This window comes from Paractinoplanes ovalisporus (genome assembly GCF_016834655.1).
Lineage (GTDB): Bacteria > Actinomycetota > Actinomycetes > Mycobacteriales > Micromonosporaceae > Actinoplanes > Actinoplanes ovalisporus.
This window is the reverse complement of record NZ_JAENHP010000018.1, coordinates 173,638-188,889: the sequence shown is the minus strand read 5'-3', so window position 1 is coordinate 188,889 and position 15,252 is coordinate 173,638. Positions and strand designations below refer to the sequence as shown.

16 protein-coding genes are annotated in these 15,252 nt (G+C 70.4%); 2 read left to right on the top strand and 14 right to left on the bottom strand.

Going from position 1 to position 15,252, the window contains the following annotated elements:
- Positions 1-130 precede the first annotated feature (130 nt).
- The 10 genes from atpD to glyA all read right to left on the bottom strand — a co-directional run bounded on the left by atpD (position 131) and on the right by glyA (position 9,023).
- On the bottom strand, positions 131-1,573 hold the full coding sequence (atpD, locus tag JIG36_RS37825) for a F0F1 ATP synthase subunit beta (RefSeq protein WP_203381245.1): 1,443 nt from the start codon (positions 1,571-1,573) through the stop codon (positions 131-133).
- Positions 1,573-2,502 carry a F0F1 ATP synthase subunit gamma gene (locus JIG36_RS37820; protein WP_203381244.1) on the bottom strand — a complete coding sequence of 310 codons (930 nt, stop codon included), beginning with the start codon at positions 2,500-2,502 and terminating at the stop codon, positions 1,573-1,575. Before JIG36_RS37820 ends, atpD begins: the two co-directional genes overlap by 1 nt.
- A gap of 2 nt (positions 2,503-2,504) precedes the next feature.
- The gene (atpA, locus tag JIG36_RS37815; protein WP_203381243.1) at positions 2,505-4,154 is read right to left on the bottom strand and encodes a F0F1 ATP synthase subunit alpha; all 1,650 of its coding nucleotides are present in this window, start codon (positions 4,152-4,154) and stop codon (positions 2,505-2,507) included.
- A gap of 85 nt (positions 4,155-4,239) precedes the next feature.
- On the bottom strand, positions 4,240-5,061 hold the full coding sequence (locus JIG36_RS37810) for a F0F1 ATP synthase subunit delta (protein WP_203381242.1): 822 nt from the start codon (positions 5,059-5,061) through the stop codon (positions 4,240-4,242).
- Positions 5,061-5,633 carry a F0F1 ATP synthase subunit B gene (locus tag JIG36_RS37805; RefSeq protein WP_133874672.1) on the bottom strand — a complete coding sequence of 191 codons (573 nt, stop codon included), beginning with the start codon at positions 5,631-5,633 and terminating at the stop codon, positions 5,061-5,063. The genes JIG36_RS37810 and JIG36_RS37805 overlap by 1 nt, the downstream gene beginning before the upstream one ends.
- 27 nt (positions 5,634-5,660) lie before the next feature.
- On the bottom strand, positions 5,661-5,897 hold the full coding sequence (locus JIG36_RS37800) for an ATP synthase F0 subunit C (protein WP_133874671.1): 237 nt from the start codon (positions 5,895-5,897) through the stop codon (positions 5,661-5,663).
- Between the two features lie 77 nt (positions 5,898-5,974).
- Complete coding sequence (gene atpB, locus JIG36_RS37795) at positions 5,975-6,769, bottom strand: F0F1 ATP synthase subunit A (RefSeq protein WP_203381241.1); 795 nt, start codon at positions 6,767-6,769, stop codon at positions 5,975-5,977.
- A gap of 15 nt (positions 6,770-6,784) precedes the next feature.
- Positions 6,785-7,018 (bottom strand): hypothetical protein, encoded by a 234-nt coding sequence (locus JIG36_RS37790; protein WP_203381240.1) that lies wholly within the window; start codon positions 7,016-7,018, stop codon positions 6,785-6,787.
- A gap of 209 nt (positions 7,019-7,227) precedes the next feature.
- On the bottom strand, positions 7,228-7,737 hold the full coding sequence (locus tag JIG36_RS37785; protein WP_236049005.1) for a hypothetical protein: 510 nt from the start codon (positions 7,735-7,737) through the stop codon (positions 7,228-7,230).
- The gene (gene glyA / locus JIG36_RS37780) at positions 7,734-9,023 is read right to left on the bottom strand and encodes a serine hydroxymethyltransferase (RefSeq protein ID WP_203381239.1); all 1,290 of its coding nucleotides are present in this window, start codon (positions 9,021-9,023) and stop codon (positions 7,734-7,736) included. The genes JIG36_RS37785 and glyA overlap by 4 nt, the downstream gene beginning before the upstream one ends.
- 80 nt (positions 9,024-9,103) lie before the next feature.
- On the opposite strand from glyA, the gene JIG36_RS37775 reads away from it, so the two are divergent.
- The gene (locus JIG36_RS37775) at positions 9,104-10,549 is read left to right on the top strand and encodes an SDR family oxidoreductase (RefSeq protein WP_203381238.1); all 1,446 of its coding nucleotides are present in this window, start codon (positions 9,104-9,106) and stop codon (positions 10,547-10,549) included.
- On the opposite strand, the gene JIG36_RS54410 is transcribed toward JIG36_RS37775, so the two are convergent.
- From JIG36_RS54410 to prmC, 4 genes are read right to left on the bottom strand one after another with little or no spacing between them, the layout of a single operon-like run.
- Positions 10,546-11,496 (bottom strand): L-threonylcarbamoyladenylate synthase, encoded by a 951-nt coding sequence (locus JIG36_RS54410; RefSeq protein WP_203381237.1) that lies wholly within the window; start codon positions 11,494-11,496, stop codon positions 10,546-10,548. The genes JIG36_RS37775 and JIG36_RS54410 overlap by 4 nt on opposite strands.
- Entirely contained in the window at positions 11,493-12,086 is a 594-nt protein-coding gene (locus JIG36_RS37765; RefSeq protein ID WP_203381236.1) for an arsenate reductase/protein-tyrosine-phosphatase family protein, read from the bottom strand. The genes JIG36_RS54410 and JIG36_RS37765 overlap by 4 nt, the downstream gene beginning before the upstream one ends.
- A gap of 1 nt (position 12,087) precedes the next feature.
- On the bottom strand, positions 12,088-12,732 hold the full coding sequence (locus tag JIG36_RS37760) for an L-threonylcarbamoyladenylate synthase (protein WP_203381293.1): 645 nt from the start codon (positions 12,730-12,732) through the stop codon (positions 12,088-12,090).
- 37 nt (positions 12,733-12,769) lie between these two features.
- The gene (prmC, locus tag JIG36_RS37755; RefSeq protein ID WP_203381235.1) at positions 12,770-13,645 is read right to left on the bottom strand and encodes a peptide chain release factor N(5)-glutamine methyltransferase; all 876 of its coding nucleotides are present in this window, start codon (positions 13,643-13,645) and stop codon (positions 12,770-12,772) included.
- A 77-nt stretch (positions 13,646-13,722) separates the two neighbouring features.
- On the opposite strand from prmC, the gene JIG36_RS37750 reads away from it, so the two are divergent.
- Complete coding sequence (locus JIG36_RS37750) at positions 13,723-15,246, top strand: GGDEF domain-containing protein (protein ID WP_203381234.1); 1,524 nt, start codon at positions 13,723-13,725, stop codon at positions 15,244-15,246.
- The last annotated feature ends 6 nt before the right edge of the window (positions 15,247-15,252 follow it).

Genomic DNA, 15,252 nt, shown 5'->3' with positions numbered 1-15,252 from the left:
GACAACACTAACGAGTGGGCGCTCTCCAAATCGCATCACTTAGCCACAAAACGGACACGACTTTTCCCGGGTACGACGAAGCCGCGCCCACTGTTACAGTCGGCGCGGCTCCGTTGACACTGAGTGGGCGTCAGCCCTTCATCAGCTCGTGCGCGTTCTTCTCGAGGTCCTCGAGGCCACCGCACATGAAGAAGGCCTGCTCGGGGAAGTTGTCGTACTCGCCCTCGCTGATCTTCTTGAACGCCTCGATGGTCTCCTTCAGCGGGACCGTCGAGCCGGGGACGCCGGTGAACTGCTCGGCGGCGTACGTGTTCTGCGAGAGGAAACGCTCGATGCGGCGGGCCCGCTGCACCGTGACCTTGTCCTCTTCCGAGAGCTCGTCCATACCGAGGATGGCGATGATGTCCTGCAGGTCCTTGTACTTCTGCAGGATCCGCTGCACCTCACGGGCGACCGCGTAGTGCTCGGCGCCGACGAACTCGGGCGCCAGGATCCGCGAGCTGGAGGCCAGCGGGTCCACGGCGGGGTAGATGCCCTTGTCGGAGATCGACCGCTCGAGGTTCGTGGTCGCGTCGAGGTGCGCGAACGTGGTGGCCGGCGCCGGGTCGGTGTAGTCGTCGGCGGGCACGTAGATCGCCTGGAGCGAGGTGATGGCCTTGCCCCGGACCGAGGTGATGCGCTCCTGGAGCTCGCCCATCTCGTCGGCCAGCGTGGGCTGGTAACCCACGGCAGAGGGCATGCGGCCGAGCAGGGTGGAGACCTCGGAACCGGCCTGGGTGAACCGGAAGATGTTGTCGATGAAGAGCAGCACCTCCTGGTTCTGGACGTCCCGGAAGTACTCCGCCATGGTCAGCGCGGACAGGGCGACCCGCAGGCGGGTGCCCGGCGGCTCGTCCATCTGGCCGAAGACGAGGGCGGTCTTGTCGAGAACGCCACCCTCCTCCATCTCCAGGATGAGGTCGTTGCCCTCACGGGTGCGCTCACCCACGCCGGCGAACACCGACGTACCACCGAAGTTGCGGGCAACCCGGATGATCATCTCCTGGATGAGCACCGTCTTGCCCACGCCCGCGCCGCCGAACAGGCCGATCTTGCCACCGCGCACGTACGGCGCGAGCAGGTCGAGCACCTTGATGCCGGTCTCCAGCATCTCGGTCTTCGGCTCGAGGTCGGCGAACGCCGGGGGCTTGCGGTGGATCGCCCAGCGCTCCTGGATGTCCAGGGTCGACGGGTCGACGTTGAGCACCTCGCCGAGGGCGTTGAACACGTGGCCCTTGGTCACGTCACCGACGGGCACCGAGATCGGCGCGCCGGTGTCGGAGACCTCGGCGCCACGGACCAGGCCGTCGGTCGGCTGCATCGAGATGGCGCGGACGATGTTGTCACCCAGGTGCTGGGCGACCTCGAGCGTCAGCTTCTTGGTGCCCTCGGAGAGGGTCACCTCGACGTGCAGCGCGTTGAAGATGTCCGGCATGGCGTCACGGGGGAACTCGGCGTCGACGACCGGGCCGATGACCCGGACGACGCGGCCGACACCGGTCTCCGCCTTGGTGGGCTCAGCTACAGCAGTCATCACGTATCACTTCCTGCCGAGGACAGCGCCTCGACGCCGCCAACGATCTCACTGATTTCCTGGGTGATCGCGGCCTGCCGCGCGGAGTTCATCTCGCGCGTGTACCGCTTGAGCAGGTCGTCCGCGTTGTCCGACGCGCTCTTCATCGCCCGCCGGCGCGAGGCCGACTCGCTGGCCGCCGAGTCCAGCAACGCCGCGTAGATCCGCGTGTTGAGGTACTTCGGCAGCAGCGCGTCGAGCAGCTCGTCGGCGTCCGGCTCGAACTCGTAGGCCGGGCGCAGCCCGGGCTCGACCTCGCGCTCCTCGACCTGCATCGGAGCCAGGAAGTGCGCCTCGGCGCTCTGCGTCATCAGCGACTTGAACTGCGTGCTGACGATGTGCAGCTCGTCGACGCCCTGGATCCCGTCGGGGCCGTAGGTGGTGTCGGTGTCGTCCGCACCCGCGACGAACGCGTCGAGCAGAGCGTCACCGATCGCCTTGGCGTCGGAGAACGACGGCCGCTCGGAGAAGCCCGTCCAGCTGGCCTCGATCGGCCGGTTGCGGAACCGGTAGTAGCCGACGCCCTTGCGGCCGACGACGTACAGGACCGGCTCCTTGCCGTCCGCCTTGAGCCGCTCGATCAGCTGCTCGGCGGTGCGGATGGCGTTGGCGTTGTAGGCGCCGGCCAGGCCGCGGTCGCTGGTGATGAGCAGGACACCCGCCCGCCGGACCCGCTCACGCGGGACCAGCAGGGGGTTGTCGATCGTCGCGTTGGACGCCAAGGCGGTCAGGACCTGGGTGATCGCCTCCGCGTACGGCTTGGAGGCCTGAACGCGCTCCTGAGCCTTGGCGATGCGGCTGGTGGCCACCAGCTCCTGCGCCTTCGCGATCTTCTTGGTCGACTTGACGGTGCGGATGCGCCGCCGAAGTGCCTGTACCTGACCGGCCATGACTACTGGCCTTCGGTCGGACGGGGAACCTCGCGGGTCACCGTCTCGCGCGTCTGGCGGCCCTCTTCGAGCGGCTCGGCCGGGTTCTCGTTGACCGCGGAACCGGTCTCGCCGCGCTTGAAGAGCTCCTTGAACTCGGTCACGCCGCTCTTCAGGTTCTCGACGTCGTCGTCCGACAGCAGGCCGGTCGAGTCGATCGCGGTGTAGGTGTCGCTGCGGTGCCGCTTGACCCAGCCCAGGAAGTCCTGCTCGAAGCGGCGCACGTCGCCGACCGCGATGTCGTCGAGCTGGCCGGTGGTGCCGGCCCAGATCACGATGACCTCTTCGACCACCGAGTACGGCGAGTACTGCGGCTGCTTGAGCAGCTCGACCAGGCGTACGCCCTTCTCGAGCTGGGCCCGCGACGCACGGTCCAGGTCGGAGGCGAAGGCCGAGAAGGCCTCCAGCTCACGGAACTGGGCCAGGTCGAGGCGCAGACGGCCGGAGACCGAGCGCATCGCCTTGACCTGCGCCGAGCCACCCACCCGGGACACCGAGGTGCCGACGTTGATCGCCGGGCGGACACCCGAGGCGAACAGGTCGGTCTCCAGGAAGATCTGGCCGTCGGTGATCGAGATGACGTTGGTCGGGATGTAGGCCGAGATGTCGTTGGCCTTGGTCTCGATGATCGGCAGACCGGTCATCGAACCGCCACCGAGCTCGTTGGAGAGCTTGGCGCAACGCTCGAGCAACCGGGAGTGCAGGTAGAAGACGTCACCCGGGTACGCCTCGCGGCCCGGCGGGCGGCGCAGCAGCAGCGACACCGCGCGGTAGGCCTCGGCCTGCTTCGTCAGGTCGTCGAAGACGATCAGGACGTGCTTGCCGGCGTACATCCAGTGCTGGCCGATGGCCGAGCCGGTGTACGGCGCGATGTACTTGAAGCCGGCCGGGTCGGAGGCCGGGGCGGCGACGATCGTCGTGTACTCGAGCGCGCCCTGCTCCTCCAGCGTCCCGCGGATCGAGGCGATGGTGGTCGCCTTCTGACCGATCGCGACGTAGATGCAGCGGACCTGCTTCTCCGGGTCGCCGGACTCCCAGTTCGCGCGCTGGTTGATGATCGTGTCGATCGCGACCGTGGTCTTACCGGTCTTGCGGTCGCCGATGATCAGCTGGCGCTGGCCGCGGCCGATCGGCGTCATGGCGTCGATCGCCTTGATGCCGGTCTGCAGCGGCTGCTTCACCGGCTGGCGGGCCATCACGTTGGGGGCCTGGAGCTCGAGCTCCCGGTCGCCCTCACTGACGATCTCGCCGCGGTCGTCGATCGGCCGGCCCAGCGGGTCGACCACGCGACCGAGGAAGGCGTCGCCGACCGGAACCGAGAGGACGCGGCCGGTCCGCTTGACCTGCTGGCCCTCCTCGATGCCGGCGAAGTCACCCAGGACCACGACGCCGATCTCGCGGACGTCGAGGTTCTGCGCGACACCCAGCGTGCCGTCCTCGAACTCGAGCAGTTCGTTCGCCATCACCGAGGGCAGACCCTCGACGTGCGCGATGCCGTCGCCCGCATCGGAGACGATGCCGACCTCTTCGCGGGTCACCGTATTGGTAGCGGACGAGACGTAGCGCTCTAGCGCCCCCCGGATCTCGTCCGAGGAGATGGTCAGCTCGGCCATCCTCTGCCTTCTCTGTCTAGCTCGGGACGTTCCCGCCACCGAGGGGCCTGCTCGATCCGCGTCGCCGCCGGACCGAGGGAAAAATCTACTTCGCGAATGCCTGCTTGGCGGCGTTGAGCCGACGCAGGATCGTGCCGTCGTAGAGGTCGGAGCCGACCCGGACACTGACGCCACCGATGATCTCGGGATCGACGTCGACCTTCAGCGAGACCGAGCGACCGTAGATGTCGGACAACTTGGCAGCCATCGCCTGCTCGTCGGCGTCGGAAAGCGGCTTGGCGACCGTCACGTACGCGACCTCGCGGTCACGCTTCGCGGCGGTCAGCTCCACCAACCGGGTCAACGACGACTCGAAGCCACGACCCCCGAAGCCCTCGAGAGCGATCTCGGCGAGCCGCACCGTGGCCGGCTGGGCCTTGCCCTTCAGCAAGTCCTCCACCAGCTTAACCCGGAGCCCGGTGGGAGCACCGGCATCACTGAGCGTGACCGCGAGCTGCGGGTTGCCCGAGACGATCTGCCCGAAGCGGAACAGCTCGTCCTCGATGTCGGCCAGCTTGCCGTCCTTCTGCGCCGAGTCGAGCACGGCGTCGGCACCCAGCCGCTCGACGGAGTCGAGCAGCTCGGTCGGACGGGAGAACCGGCCGGACACCAGGGTCGCCAAGGTGTCGAGAACGACCTCGGCGACCTTGCCCGACAGCAGCGAACGGACCAGCCCGGCCCGGTCGTCGCCGGAGCGCGACGGGTCGGTCAGCGCCCGGCGGAGCCGGGGCTGCGCCCGCAGCAGGCCGGCCACCGACAGGATCTCGTCGGCGGCCGAGGCGACCTGCGCGGCCGTGGCCGTGGCGGTGCCGGCGGCGAACTTCGCGCTCGCCTCGGCCGTGGCCTGCTGGCTGACGGTCGACGCCATCAGCGCCGCCCGCCCGCCGAGCCGGCCGTGCCGAGCTCGTTGATGAACCGCTCCACGGTGCCCCGGCTGCGCGCCTCGTCGGCAAGGCTCTCGCCGACGATCTTGCTGGCCAGGTCGACCGCGAGCGATCCGACCTCGGAGCGAAGCTCACGCACGATGCTTTCGCGCTGCACGGCGAGCTGCTCCTGGCCGGCCCCGATGATGCGGTCCGACTCCTCGCGGGCCTTGGCCAGGATGTCCTGGCGGATGCCCTCGGCGTCGGCCCGGGCCTCGTCGCGGATGCGCGCGGCCTCGGTGCGAGCCTCGGCCAGCTGGGCCTTGTACTGCTCGAGAAGCTGGTTGGCCTCGGCCTGAGCGGCCTCGGCCCGCTTGATGCCACCCTCGATCGCGTCGACCCGCGCCGCGAAGGTCTTCTCCATCATGGGGAAGACGAACTTCATCAGCACGAAGCAGAGGATCGAGAAGGCGATGAGGCCGAGGACGACCTCCTGCCAGAGCGGGATGATCGGGTTGTGCTCAGTAGCGCCCTCAGCAGCCAGCGTGGTGACGTCAGTCGCTAGTTTGGTGATCATAAAGACCTCCGCTGCGCGGGAAGGGGCTTAGAACTCGCCGGCCCAGATGAAGCCGAACGCGATACCCAGCAGGGCGAGCGCCTCGATGACGGCGAAGCCGATCCAGACGTACGGCAGGGTCAGGCGCGACGACTCCGGCTGACGGGCGGTCGACTGGATGTAGGCCGAGAAGACGAGACCAACACCGATGCCGGGGCCGATGGCGGCGAGGCCGTAGCCGATGGCGGCGGTGCTACCACCGACGGCGGCAATAACGTCAACCATTGCAATTCCTCCTGGTATCTCGCGTGACTGTCACGCGGGACGACAACGGGGTGTTACGGGGTGTTGCTGGGTCTGACTCAGTGCTCGTCGGCGAGCGCGCCCTGGACGTAGCTCGCGGTCAGCACCGTGAAGACGTAGGCCTGGAGGCAGATGACCAGGAACTCCAGGAAGGTCAGGGCGATGGTCATCACCCAGGAGACGACCGAGAACGGCGCGAACCAGACGTTGGCGTTCAGCATCGCGAAGCCGCCGAGCGTGAACACCAGCAGCAGCATGTGGCCGGCGAACATGTTGGCGAACAGACGGACGGCGAGCGAGAACGGCCGAACGAGGAACGTCGAGAAGAACTCGATCGGAATCAGCAACGGCAGGATGAACCACGGCGCCGGCGGAATGAGCGCGTGCTTGAAGTACTTCAGGCCGCCGTGGTGCTTCATGCCGATGTAGATGAACATCACGTAACTGATGACCGCGAGAATCGCCGGGAACGCGATGTGCGAGTTCGGCGAGATCTGAGCGAACGGCACGATCGCCCAGAAGTTCATCAGCAGGATGAAGACGAACAGCGTCGTCAGGTAAGGCGCGAAGTTGATGCCGCGCTTGCCCAGCATGTCGACCGCGATGTTGTTCCGCACGAAGCCGTAGATGCTCTCGGCGATCCACTGCTTCTTGGTCGGTACGAGCTGCGGCTTCCGGTACGTGGCCAGGAAGAAGATGATGATCGCGGCCACCGTGATCCACAGCAGCGCCGTGATCTTGGTGAACCAGTAGGAGTTGTGCTCTCCCCAAGGCAGGATGCTGGGCAGGTAGAAGTCCTCGACACTCGGCGGGAACGGAACTTCCGCTGCGAGGACGATCGACTGACCGATCACCGTAGCCCTTTCCTGTCAGGCGCCGAGACGGCGCACGATGAGGTAGACACCGCCGCCGATTCCAACGACAGCACCGATACCGGCGAATATGCCCTTGGTCCCGACCCAGTGGTCGACCAGCAAACCGATCGCTCCCCACACCAACATGCCCGAGATGAGATAAGCGACCGCCGTCATTCCCATGCCCGTGTCGGGCGGGGGCTGGTCGTCGTCACCGCTGGGTTTGGTGGGAGGTTCTTGACCGGTCATGACGGCCCGAACGATATCAGCAGGAAACACGAGGCTAAGCGGGACCCCCCGCACAACCGCAGTTGTCCAGGCGTCAGGGGTCTCGCAACTGGAAGGACACGGTACTCCCCCTTCGCCATAACCGGACAAGCCACAACCGTTCACGTCACCGTTTCGAGGTCAACAAACCACGAATGGGGCTTTGACGAGGCGAAACGGCCTCTGAACGATCACTTCGGGCGACTCAGCTTGTGGAACCACCAAGCCTGGACCGCGGTCCAGACGATCACGCCGGCGACGATGCCCCAGCCGAGCGCGTCCTTGCCCTGCCACTCGCTTTCGACGCCGTAGGCCAGCACCACACCGAGCACGCTGTACTTCAGCACGTACGTGAAGAGGGCCAGCGGCATCAGCAGGGCCGGGCGCACCGTGTCGGCCCACGCGATGATCAGCGTCGACATGGTGTAGCTGATCGTCACGATCACCACCCCCAGCGCCGCGCCCAGGGCCGAGGTGGTGCCGCCCGCGAAGAACCCGGCCGAGGCGGCGCAGAGGATCAGGGCGAACGAGACGATGGTGAGGAACGGCAGGTGCGCCACCCGCCAGCGCGGGTCGGCCGGCAACGGCGGCAGGTCGGGCAGCGGCCGGTCGTCGTCCTCGTCCTCGACCGCGCGCTGCTTCTGGAACTCCAGCGCCCGCTGACGCTCGAGCTCGAACTCGTCGACTTCGGTGCCGCTCATGCCATCACCTCCTGCCGCCCGTACGCCGGGAACCGTCGTACCAGGGCGGCCACTTCGTCCGCGGCGTCGGCCAGACGGGACGCCCCGCCCGCGGAGTCCGGATCGCTGCGCACGGCCACGCCGATCAGCGCGGCGATCTGCCGCATCTCGGCCTCGCGCATCCCCTGGGTGGTGACGCTCGGCGAGCCCACCCGGATGCCCGAAGCCACCGCGGGTCGCTCCGGATCGTACGGGATCGCATTTTTGTTCAAGGTGATGCGGGCGAGATCGCACCGGGTCTCGGCGTCACGCCCGCTGATGCCGAGCCCGCGCAGGTCGGCCAGCGCCAGGTGGGTGTCGGTGCCTCCAGCCACCGGCCGCATGCCCTCCGCCTCCAGACCCGCGGCCAGAGCCTGCGCGTTGGTGACGACCTGCCGGGCGTACGTACGGAATTCCGGCTGTGACGCCTCGCGGAATGCCACCGCCTTGGCCGCGATGGCGTGCATCATCGGGCCGCCCTGGCTGAACGGGAAGACCGCCTTGTCGACGCGCTGGGCCAGCTCGGCCCGGCACAGGATCATGCCGCCGCGCGGGCCGCGCAGCACCTTGTGGGTGGTGCAGGTGACGACGTCGGCGTGCGGCACCGGCGACGGCACGGCCTGACCGGCGACCAGGCCGATGAAGTGGGCCGCGTCGACCATCAGGTAGGCGCCGACCTCGTCGGCGATCTCGCGGAACCGGGCGAAGTCGATCAGGCGGGGGTACGCGGTGGCCCCACAGATGATCATTTTCGGGCGGTGGGCGAGCGCCAGGTCGCGGACCTCGTCGTAGTCGATCTCCTCGGTGTCGGGGCAGACCCGGTAGCCGATGGGGTGGAACCACTTGCCGCTGAAGTTGACCCGGCTGCCGTGCGTCAGGTGCCCGCCGTGCGGCAGCTCCATGGCCAGCACCGGGTCGCCGGGTTCGGCCAGAGCCGCGTACGCCGCGAGGTTGGCCGCCGCCCCCGAATGCGGCTGCACGTTGGCGTGCTCGGCGCCGAACAGGGCCTTGGCCCGCTCGACGGCGAGCGTCTCGGCGCGATCGGCCTCGAGGCAGCCGCCGTAGTAGCGCTCCCCCGGGTAGCCCTCGGCGTATTTGTTGGCGAGCGTCGAGCCCAGCGCGGCCAGCACCGCCGAGGAGGTGAAGTTCTCGCTGGCGATCAGCTGGAGCCCGCTGCCCTGCCGGTCGACCTCGGCCAGCAGGACACGCGCGATCTCCGGATCGGCACGCTCGAGCGCGGCGAAATCCGGCCCCCAGAAGGTGTCCACGTGCCCTCCCCGAGTAGGCAACGCTGCCGGGTTTGAGCATATGGCTTCAGCCGGGCCTTTCGAGGGCACAGTCTGGCTTTATGCGGTGCTTGGTGACGGGTGCGACGGGATACATCGGCGGACGGCTCGCGCCCCGGCTGCTCGAGGCGGGCCACGAGGTGCGGTGCCTGACCCGGGGCGCGCGCCGGCTGCGGGACGTGCCGTGGGCCGGCCGGACCGAGGTGGTCGAGGGCGATCTGAACCAGGCCGAGACGCTGCCGGCGGCGCTGGAGGGCGTCGACGTGGCGTACTTCCTGGTCCATTCGCTGGGTCACTCCGACTTCGAGCGGCTGGACCGGGAGGCGGCGAAGAACTTCGCGGTCGCGGCCAAGGCGGCCGGCGTCTCGCGGATCGTCTATCTGGGCGGCCCCGAGCCCCCGCCCGGCGACAAGCCCTCCCCGCACCTGCGCTCGCGGGCCGAGGTCGCGAAGATCCTGCTGGCATCCGGGGTGCCGACCACGGTGCTGCGCGCTCCCGTGATCATCGGCTCCGGTTCGGCGTCGTTCGAGATGCTGCGCTACCTGACCGAACGGCTGCCCGTGATGGTCACCCCGCGCTGGGTCCGGAACCGGATCCAGCCGATCGCCGTCCGCGACGTGCTGCGCTACCTGATCGCCGCGGCGACCATGCCGCCCGAGGTCAACCGCGGCTTCGACGTCGGGGGCCAGGACGTCCTCACGTACGGCCAGATGATGCAGGGCTACGCCCATGTGGCCGGCCTGCGCCGCCGCGTGATCGTGCCGTTGCGCCCGCTCAGCCCGTGGTTGTCGGCCCACTGGGTCGGGGTGGTCACTCCGGTTCCCAACGCGATCGCGCGCCCGCTCGTGGCCAGCCTGGTGCACGAGGCGGTGGCCCACGAGAACGACATCCGCGCGTACGCCCCGGGGGAACCGCTCGGCTTCGAGCAGGCCGTCCGGGTGGCGCTCGGCAAGATCCGGGACGCGAACGTGGAGACCCGCTGGTCGAACGCGGCCGGCCGGGACTGGGCGGCCGAGCCGCTGCCCACCGACCCGGACTGGTCCGGCGGCAGCATCTATGTCGACGAGCGCTGCCGCGAGGTGAAGGCCCCGGCCGAGGCGCTGTGGCGGGTCATCGAGGGCGTCGGCGGCGAGAACGGCTGGTACTCGTTCCCGTTGGCGTGGGCGGTGCGCGGCTGGATGGACCGGATGGTGGGCGGGGTCGGCCTGCGCCGGGGCCGCCGCGACCGGGAACGCCTGTGGGTGGGCGAGGCGCTGGACTGGTGGCGGGTCGAGGAGATCGAGCCGGGCAAGCTGCTGCGGTTGCGGGCCGAGATGCGGGTGCCGGGCCGGGCCTGGCTGGAGATGCGCGCCGCCCCCGACGGCAACGGCGGCAGCGTCTATCGCCAGCGGGCCGTCTTCCTGCCCCGCGGACTGGCCGGGCACGCCTACTGGGCGGCCGTCCTGCCCTTCCACGGCTTCATCTTCCAGGGCATGGTGAACAACATCGCCAAGGGCGCCGAGCGCTAAGCCGCCGCCCGGCCGAGGCGGTCGCGGACGGCCAGCCAGTCCTCGGTCTGCGGCGGCTCCTGCACCAGGATCGTCGCCACCCCGGCGTCGTCCAGCCGGTGCAGGGCGGCGTAGAGGTCGGCGGCGTATTCGCGCGGGTCACCGGACAAAATCTCGGCGCCCGGCACGTCGGCGGTCTCGTAGGTGAGCACCCCGACCGGACCGGACAGACCGGTCTGGTCAACATCGGCGACGTCCTTGACCAGCAGCACCTTGGCCCGCGGGGCATAGTGGCGGCGGCTCATGCCCGGCGAGGAGCGCACCGCGCCGTCCTCCGGGCCGTCGGACGGGAGCAGGATCGAGCCGGCCACATCGCGCAGCGTGCGCAGCGGCAGCGCACCTGGCCGCAGCAGCCGCGGGGTCTCGCCGGTCACGTCGAGCACGGTCGACTCGATGCCCCACGAGGCCGGGCCGCCGTCGAGCACCAGCGGCACGTCGGGCAGGCTGCGCAGCACGTGCTCGGCCGTGGTCGGCGAGATGCTCTCGGAGCGGTTGGCGCTGGGCGCGGCCAGCGGCAGCCCGGAGGCCTCGAGCAGGCTCAGCGCGACCTCGTGGGCCGGGATCCGGATCGCGATGGTGTCGTTGCTCGCGCCCACCCCGTCCAGGTGGCGGGCCCGCGGCACGACCAGGGTCAGCGGCCCGGGCCAGAACCGGGCGGCCATCTCGTGAGCCAGGTCGGGCCAGTCTTCGGCCAGGCCGCGGGCGGCCTCGATGTTCGCCACGTGCACGATCAGCGGGTTCCAGGACGGCCGCCGCTTGAGGCGGTAGATCTCGCCGACCGCCTTCTCGGAGAACGCGTTCGCGCCCAGGCCGTAGACGGTCTCGGTGGGGAACGCGACGACCGATTCGGCGCGCAGCACCTCGACGGCCCGGCGCAGACCGTCGGCGTCGGGACGGACGATCGTCACGGCAGCAGAAGCGTGGCGAACGGGACGGTGGTGTCCTCGATCTCGTCGCCGATGCGCTGGAACGTCTGGTCGCCGCGGCCCCACGGGTCGTCGAGGTCGTCGGCCGGCCGCGGGCCGTCGTCGCCGCGCAGCACGTGCACGGCCTCGACGATGGCGACCCCGCGGGCGTGCACGGCGTCGGGCTTGGGCTCTCCGGCCGGCAGCGCGGCCGCGTCGACCGCGCCCAGCAGCCGGCCGAACTCGCCGGTGACGAACGTGCGGCCGGCCGCGGCGGGGCGCAGCGCGACCACGTAGTCGTACTGGTCGGCGGTGGCCGTGAGGATCAGGTCGGCCTCGTCGATGAAGTCGCCGCGCAGCTTGCGGGCCTCGAAGCCGGCGTCGGACCCGCGGCGGGCGCGCACCTGGCGGGCGGCGGGCGGGTTCATCTCCTCGCCCTCGTGCCAGCCGCCGGTGCCGGCGCTGACGCTGCGGACCAGCTGGTCGCCCTGCTCGCCGACGCGGTCACGGACGGCCCGGGCCAGCAGGCGCTCGGCCATCGGGGACCGGCAGATGTTTCCCATGCAGACGTGCAGGACGGTGAAGGGCGCCACCTCAGTCCTCCGCCGCGACGATGTCGGGGACGACGTCCCGCAGCTTGCCGATCGGGATCGCGCCCGCGCGCAGCACCTGCGGCACCTCGCCGGTCACGTCGACGATCGTGCTCGGGGCCGGGTCGTGCGCCTCGCCCGCTTCGAGGTAGACCCGGACCGCGTATTCCAGCTGATCGCGGGCCGCCTCGGCGGTGCCCGGGGCGGGCTGGCCGACCTTGTTGGCGGTGGTGACCGCCATCGGGCCGACCGCGCGCAGCACCTCGAGCGCGACCGGGTGCAGCGGCATGCGGACCGCGACCCGCCCGCCGGTCTCGCCGAGGTCCCACTGCAGGCTCGGCGAATGCTCGACATAGAGGGTCAGCGCGCCCGGCCAGAACGCGTCGGCCAGCTCGCGCGCCGCCTTGGGCAGCGAATAGACCAGGCCGTCGAGTGTGTGGCGGGAACCGACCAGCACCGGCGGCGGGACCTGGTTGGTGACGCTGCGCGCATGGTGCAGCGAGGTGATCGCGTGCGGGGTGAACGCGTCGGCGCCGACGCCATAGACCGTGTCGGTCGGCATGACCACCAGCTCACCGCTCTTGACCGCCTCGACGGCAGCGGCGATGCCGCGATCCCGGTCCGCGGTGGTACGGCAGTCGTAGAGCATCACACCGTGCAGTCTGCCATGCGATCCGGGATATCGATCAGGCCCGCCTCGCCGTCGCGTACCGCGGCCGCCCGGTCAGGTCGTCATGGGCGGTCACCTCGGTGAACCGGCCGTCGGCGCGCAGCAAGGCCGGGACCGCCTCGCCGTGCACGTCGTCGTGCTCGATGCCGACCACGCCCCCGGACCGCAGCAGGGCCGCGGCCAGCGCGACCACCGGCCGGATCACGGTGAGCCCGTCGGCGCCGCCGAACACCGCCTCGTCCGGGTCGTGATCGGCCACCTCGGGCGGGACGGGCGTGCCGACCGGGACGTACGGCGGGTTGCAGAGCAGCACGTCCACCGCGCCCCGCAGCCCGGGCAGCAGACCGGGGTCGGTCACGTCCCCCTCGACCACCTCGACCGCGTCGACGCCGGCCGCGTTGCGGCGCAGCCAGGGCAGCGCCGCCGCCGACCGTTCGACCGCCACGACGCGGCCCGGCTCGGCCTCGTCCGCCACCGACAGGGCGATCGCGCCGCTCCCGCTGCACAGATCGACGACCGTCGCGCCCGGCGCGGTGTGCTCGATCCCCCAGCCGGCGAGCAGCTCCGTCTCGGGTCGTGGGACGAAGACGCCGTCGCCGACGGAAAGTTCGAGGTGCCGGAACGCGGCCGTGCCGAGCAGGTGCTGCAGCGGGATGCGCCGGGCCCGCTCGGCCACGAGCGCGCTGAACCGGCTCAGCTCCTCCGGGCGCAGAGCGTCGACCAGCAGCAGTCGTCCACGTGAGATGCCCAGGACGTGCGCGGCGAGCAGCTCGGCGTCGACCCGGGGCGACTCCACCCCGGACGCCGAGAGATCGGCGACCGCCGTTGCGAGCGCCGCGCTGAGCGACGTCCGTACGGAAGGCCGGGAGGTGTCTTCGAGGTCCGGGTCCACGGCATAATCATCGGACGTCACGTGCGACGCCGACCGGCCGGGTCGGTGCGGAGCGCGGCACCGGTGGGAGGCGCCTGGTGAGTTGGTTGGACCAGCTCGCGGAAAATGTCGACGAGCTGCGCCGTGCCGGCCGGCTCCAGCAGAACGGGCGCTCGGCCGAGGCGTTACCGATCCTCGACGGGGTGCTCGCCGTCGCCACCGATCCGACCACGCGGGCGTACGCGCTGGTGCAGCGGTTCGGCGCGCTCATCAACCTGGGCCGGATAGCCGAGCTCGCGACCGCCATGACGATCGCCGACAACGCCGTCCGCGAGATCCCCGACGCCTTCCTGCGCGGCCAGATGCACGCCTTCGCGGCGCTCGGCGCGCACCTCGAACGCAACCTGGACCGCGGCGTGACCCACCTCGTGCAGGCGTCCCGATCGCTGGCGGCGGTGCAGGAGAAAGACTCCGAGACCGCGTGGGGCTGGCACGACCTCGCGATGGCCTATTCCTATCTCGGGTTCCACGGCCACGCGCTGACCGCGATCGAGCAGGCCCGTCAGGTCGGCGCCGCGGCCGGGCTGGCCTCCGAGATCTTCGCGGCGCCCGGCATCCGGCTGCGCAACGCGGTCTCGCTCGACCACCAGGGCGACACCGACGGCTGCCTGCGGGTGCTGCGCGACATCGACGCCGAGCTGACCCGCTACGTGGCGATCGGCGCCGACCAGATGCGCCCCGGAAGCCGCGCGGCCTACGGCTATTCGCTGGCCCGCCGGGCCGCCCTGGGCGAGGAGACCGAGGCCGACGCGGCCCAGTGGCTGACCGGCGGCGGTGACAGTGTCCGCACCCGCGACCTGCAACATCTGGGCCACGTCTGCCTGACCATGGCCGCCGGCCGCCCCCAGCAGGCACTGTCCATGCTCGACTCGGTGCCGGTCTCGGCCGAGATCCTGGGCGCGGCCGAACCGGCCCGGCTGCGCAGCATCTGCCACGCCGCGGCCGGCGACCACGCGGCCGCGCACGCCGCCGACCGTTACGCGTTCCGCCTCGCCGCCCAGCGCATCGACCGGCTCCGCGACGGTTATCTCGACGGCGTCGCGGCCCGCCTCGACGCCCAGGAGACCCAGCGCGACCCCAGCCGCTACGGCGACGAGACCCTCACCGACCCGCTGACCGGCCTGCCCAACCGGCGCCAGCTGGAGCGTTACGTCGCCACCATGCTGACCCGCGGCGAGCGCGCGGCGATCGGGGTCTGCGACCTGATCGGCTTCACCGAGGTCAACGCCCGGCACGGCCGGCACTGCGGCGACCTGGTTCTGCAGCGCATCGCCGGGGTGCTCAACCGCGTGATGCGCCGGGGCGACTTCGTGGCCCGGTTCGCCGGCGACGAGTTCGTGGTGGTGCTGCCGGGCGCGGGCACGGCCCAGGCGGCCGAGGTGTCGCGCCGCATCACCGCGGCCACCAACGCCGAGAACTGGCAGATCCTGGTTCCGGGAACGCCGATCAGCCTGGCCGCGGGATGGTCCGAGGTGGGCACCAACGGGCGTACGCTGAGTGCGGCGCTCGCCGCGGCCGCGGCGAACAGGCTTCCCACCAGGCCCCTTTCCGAGATGACGTAGCCACGG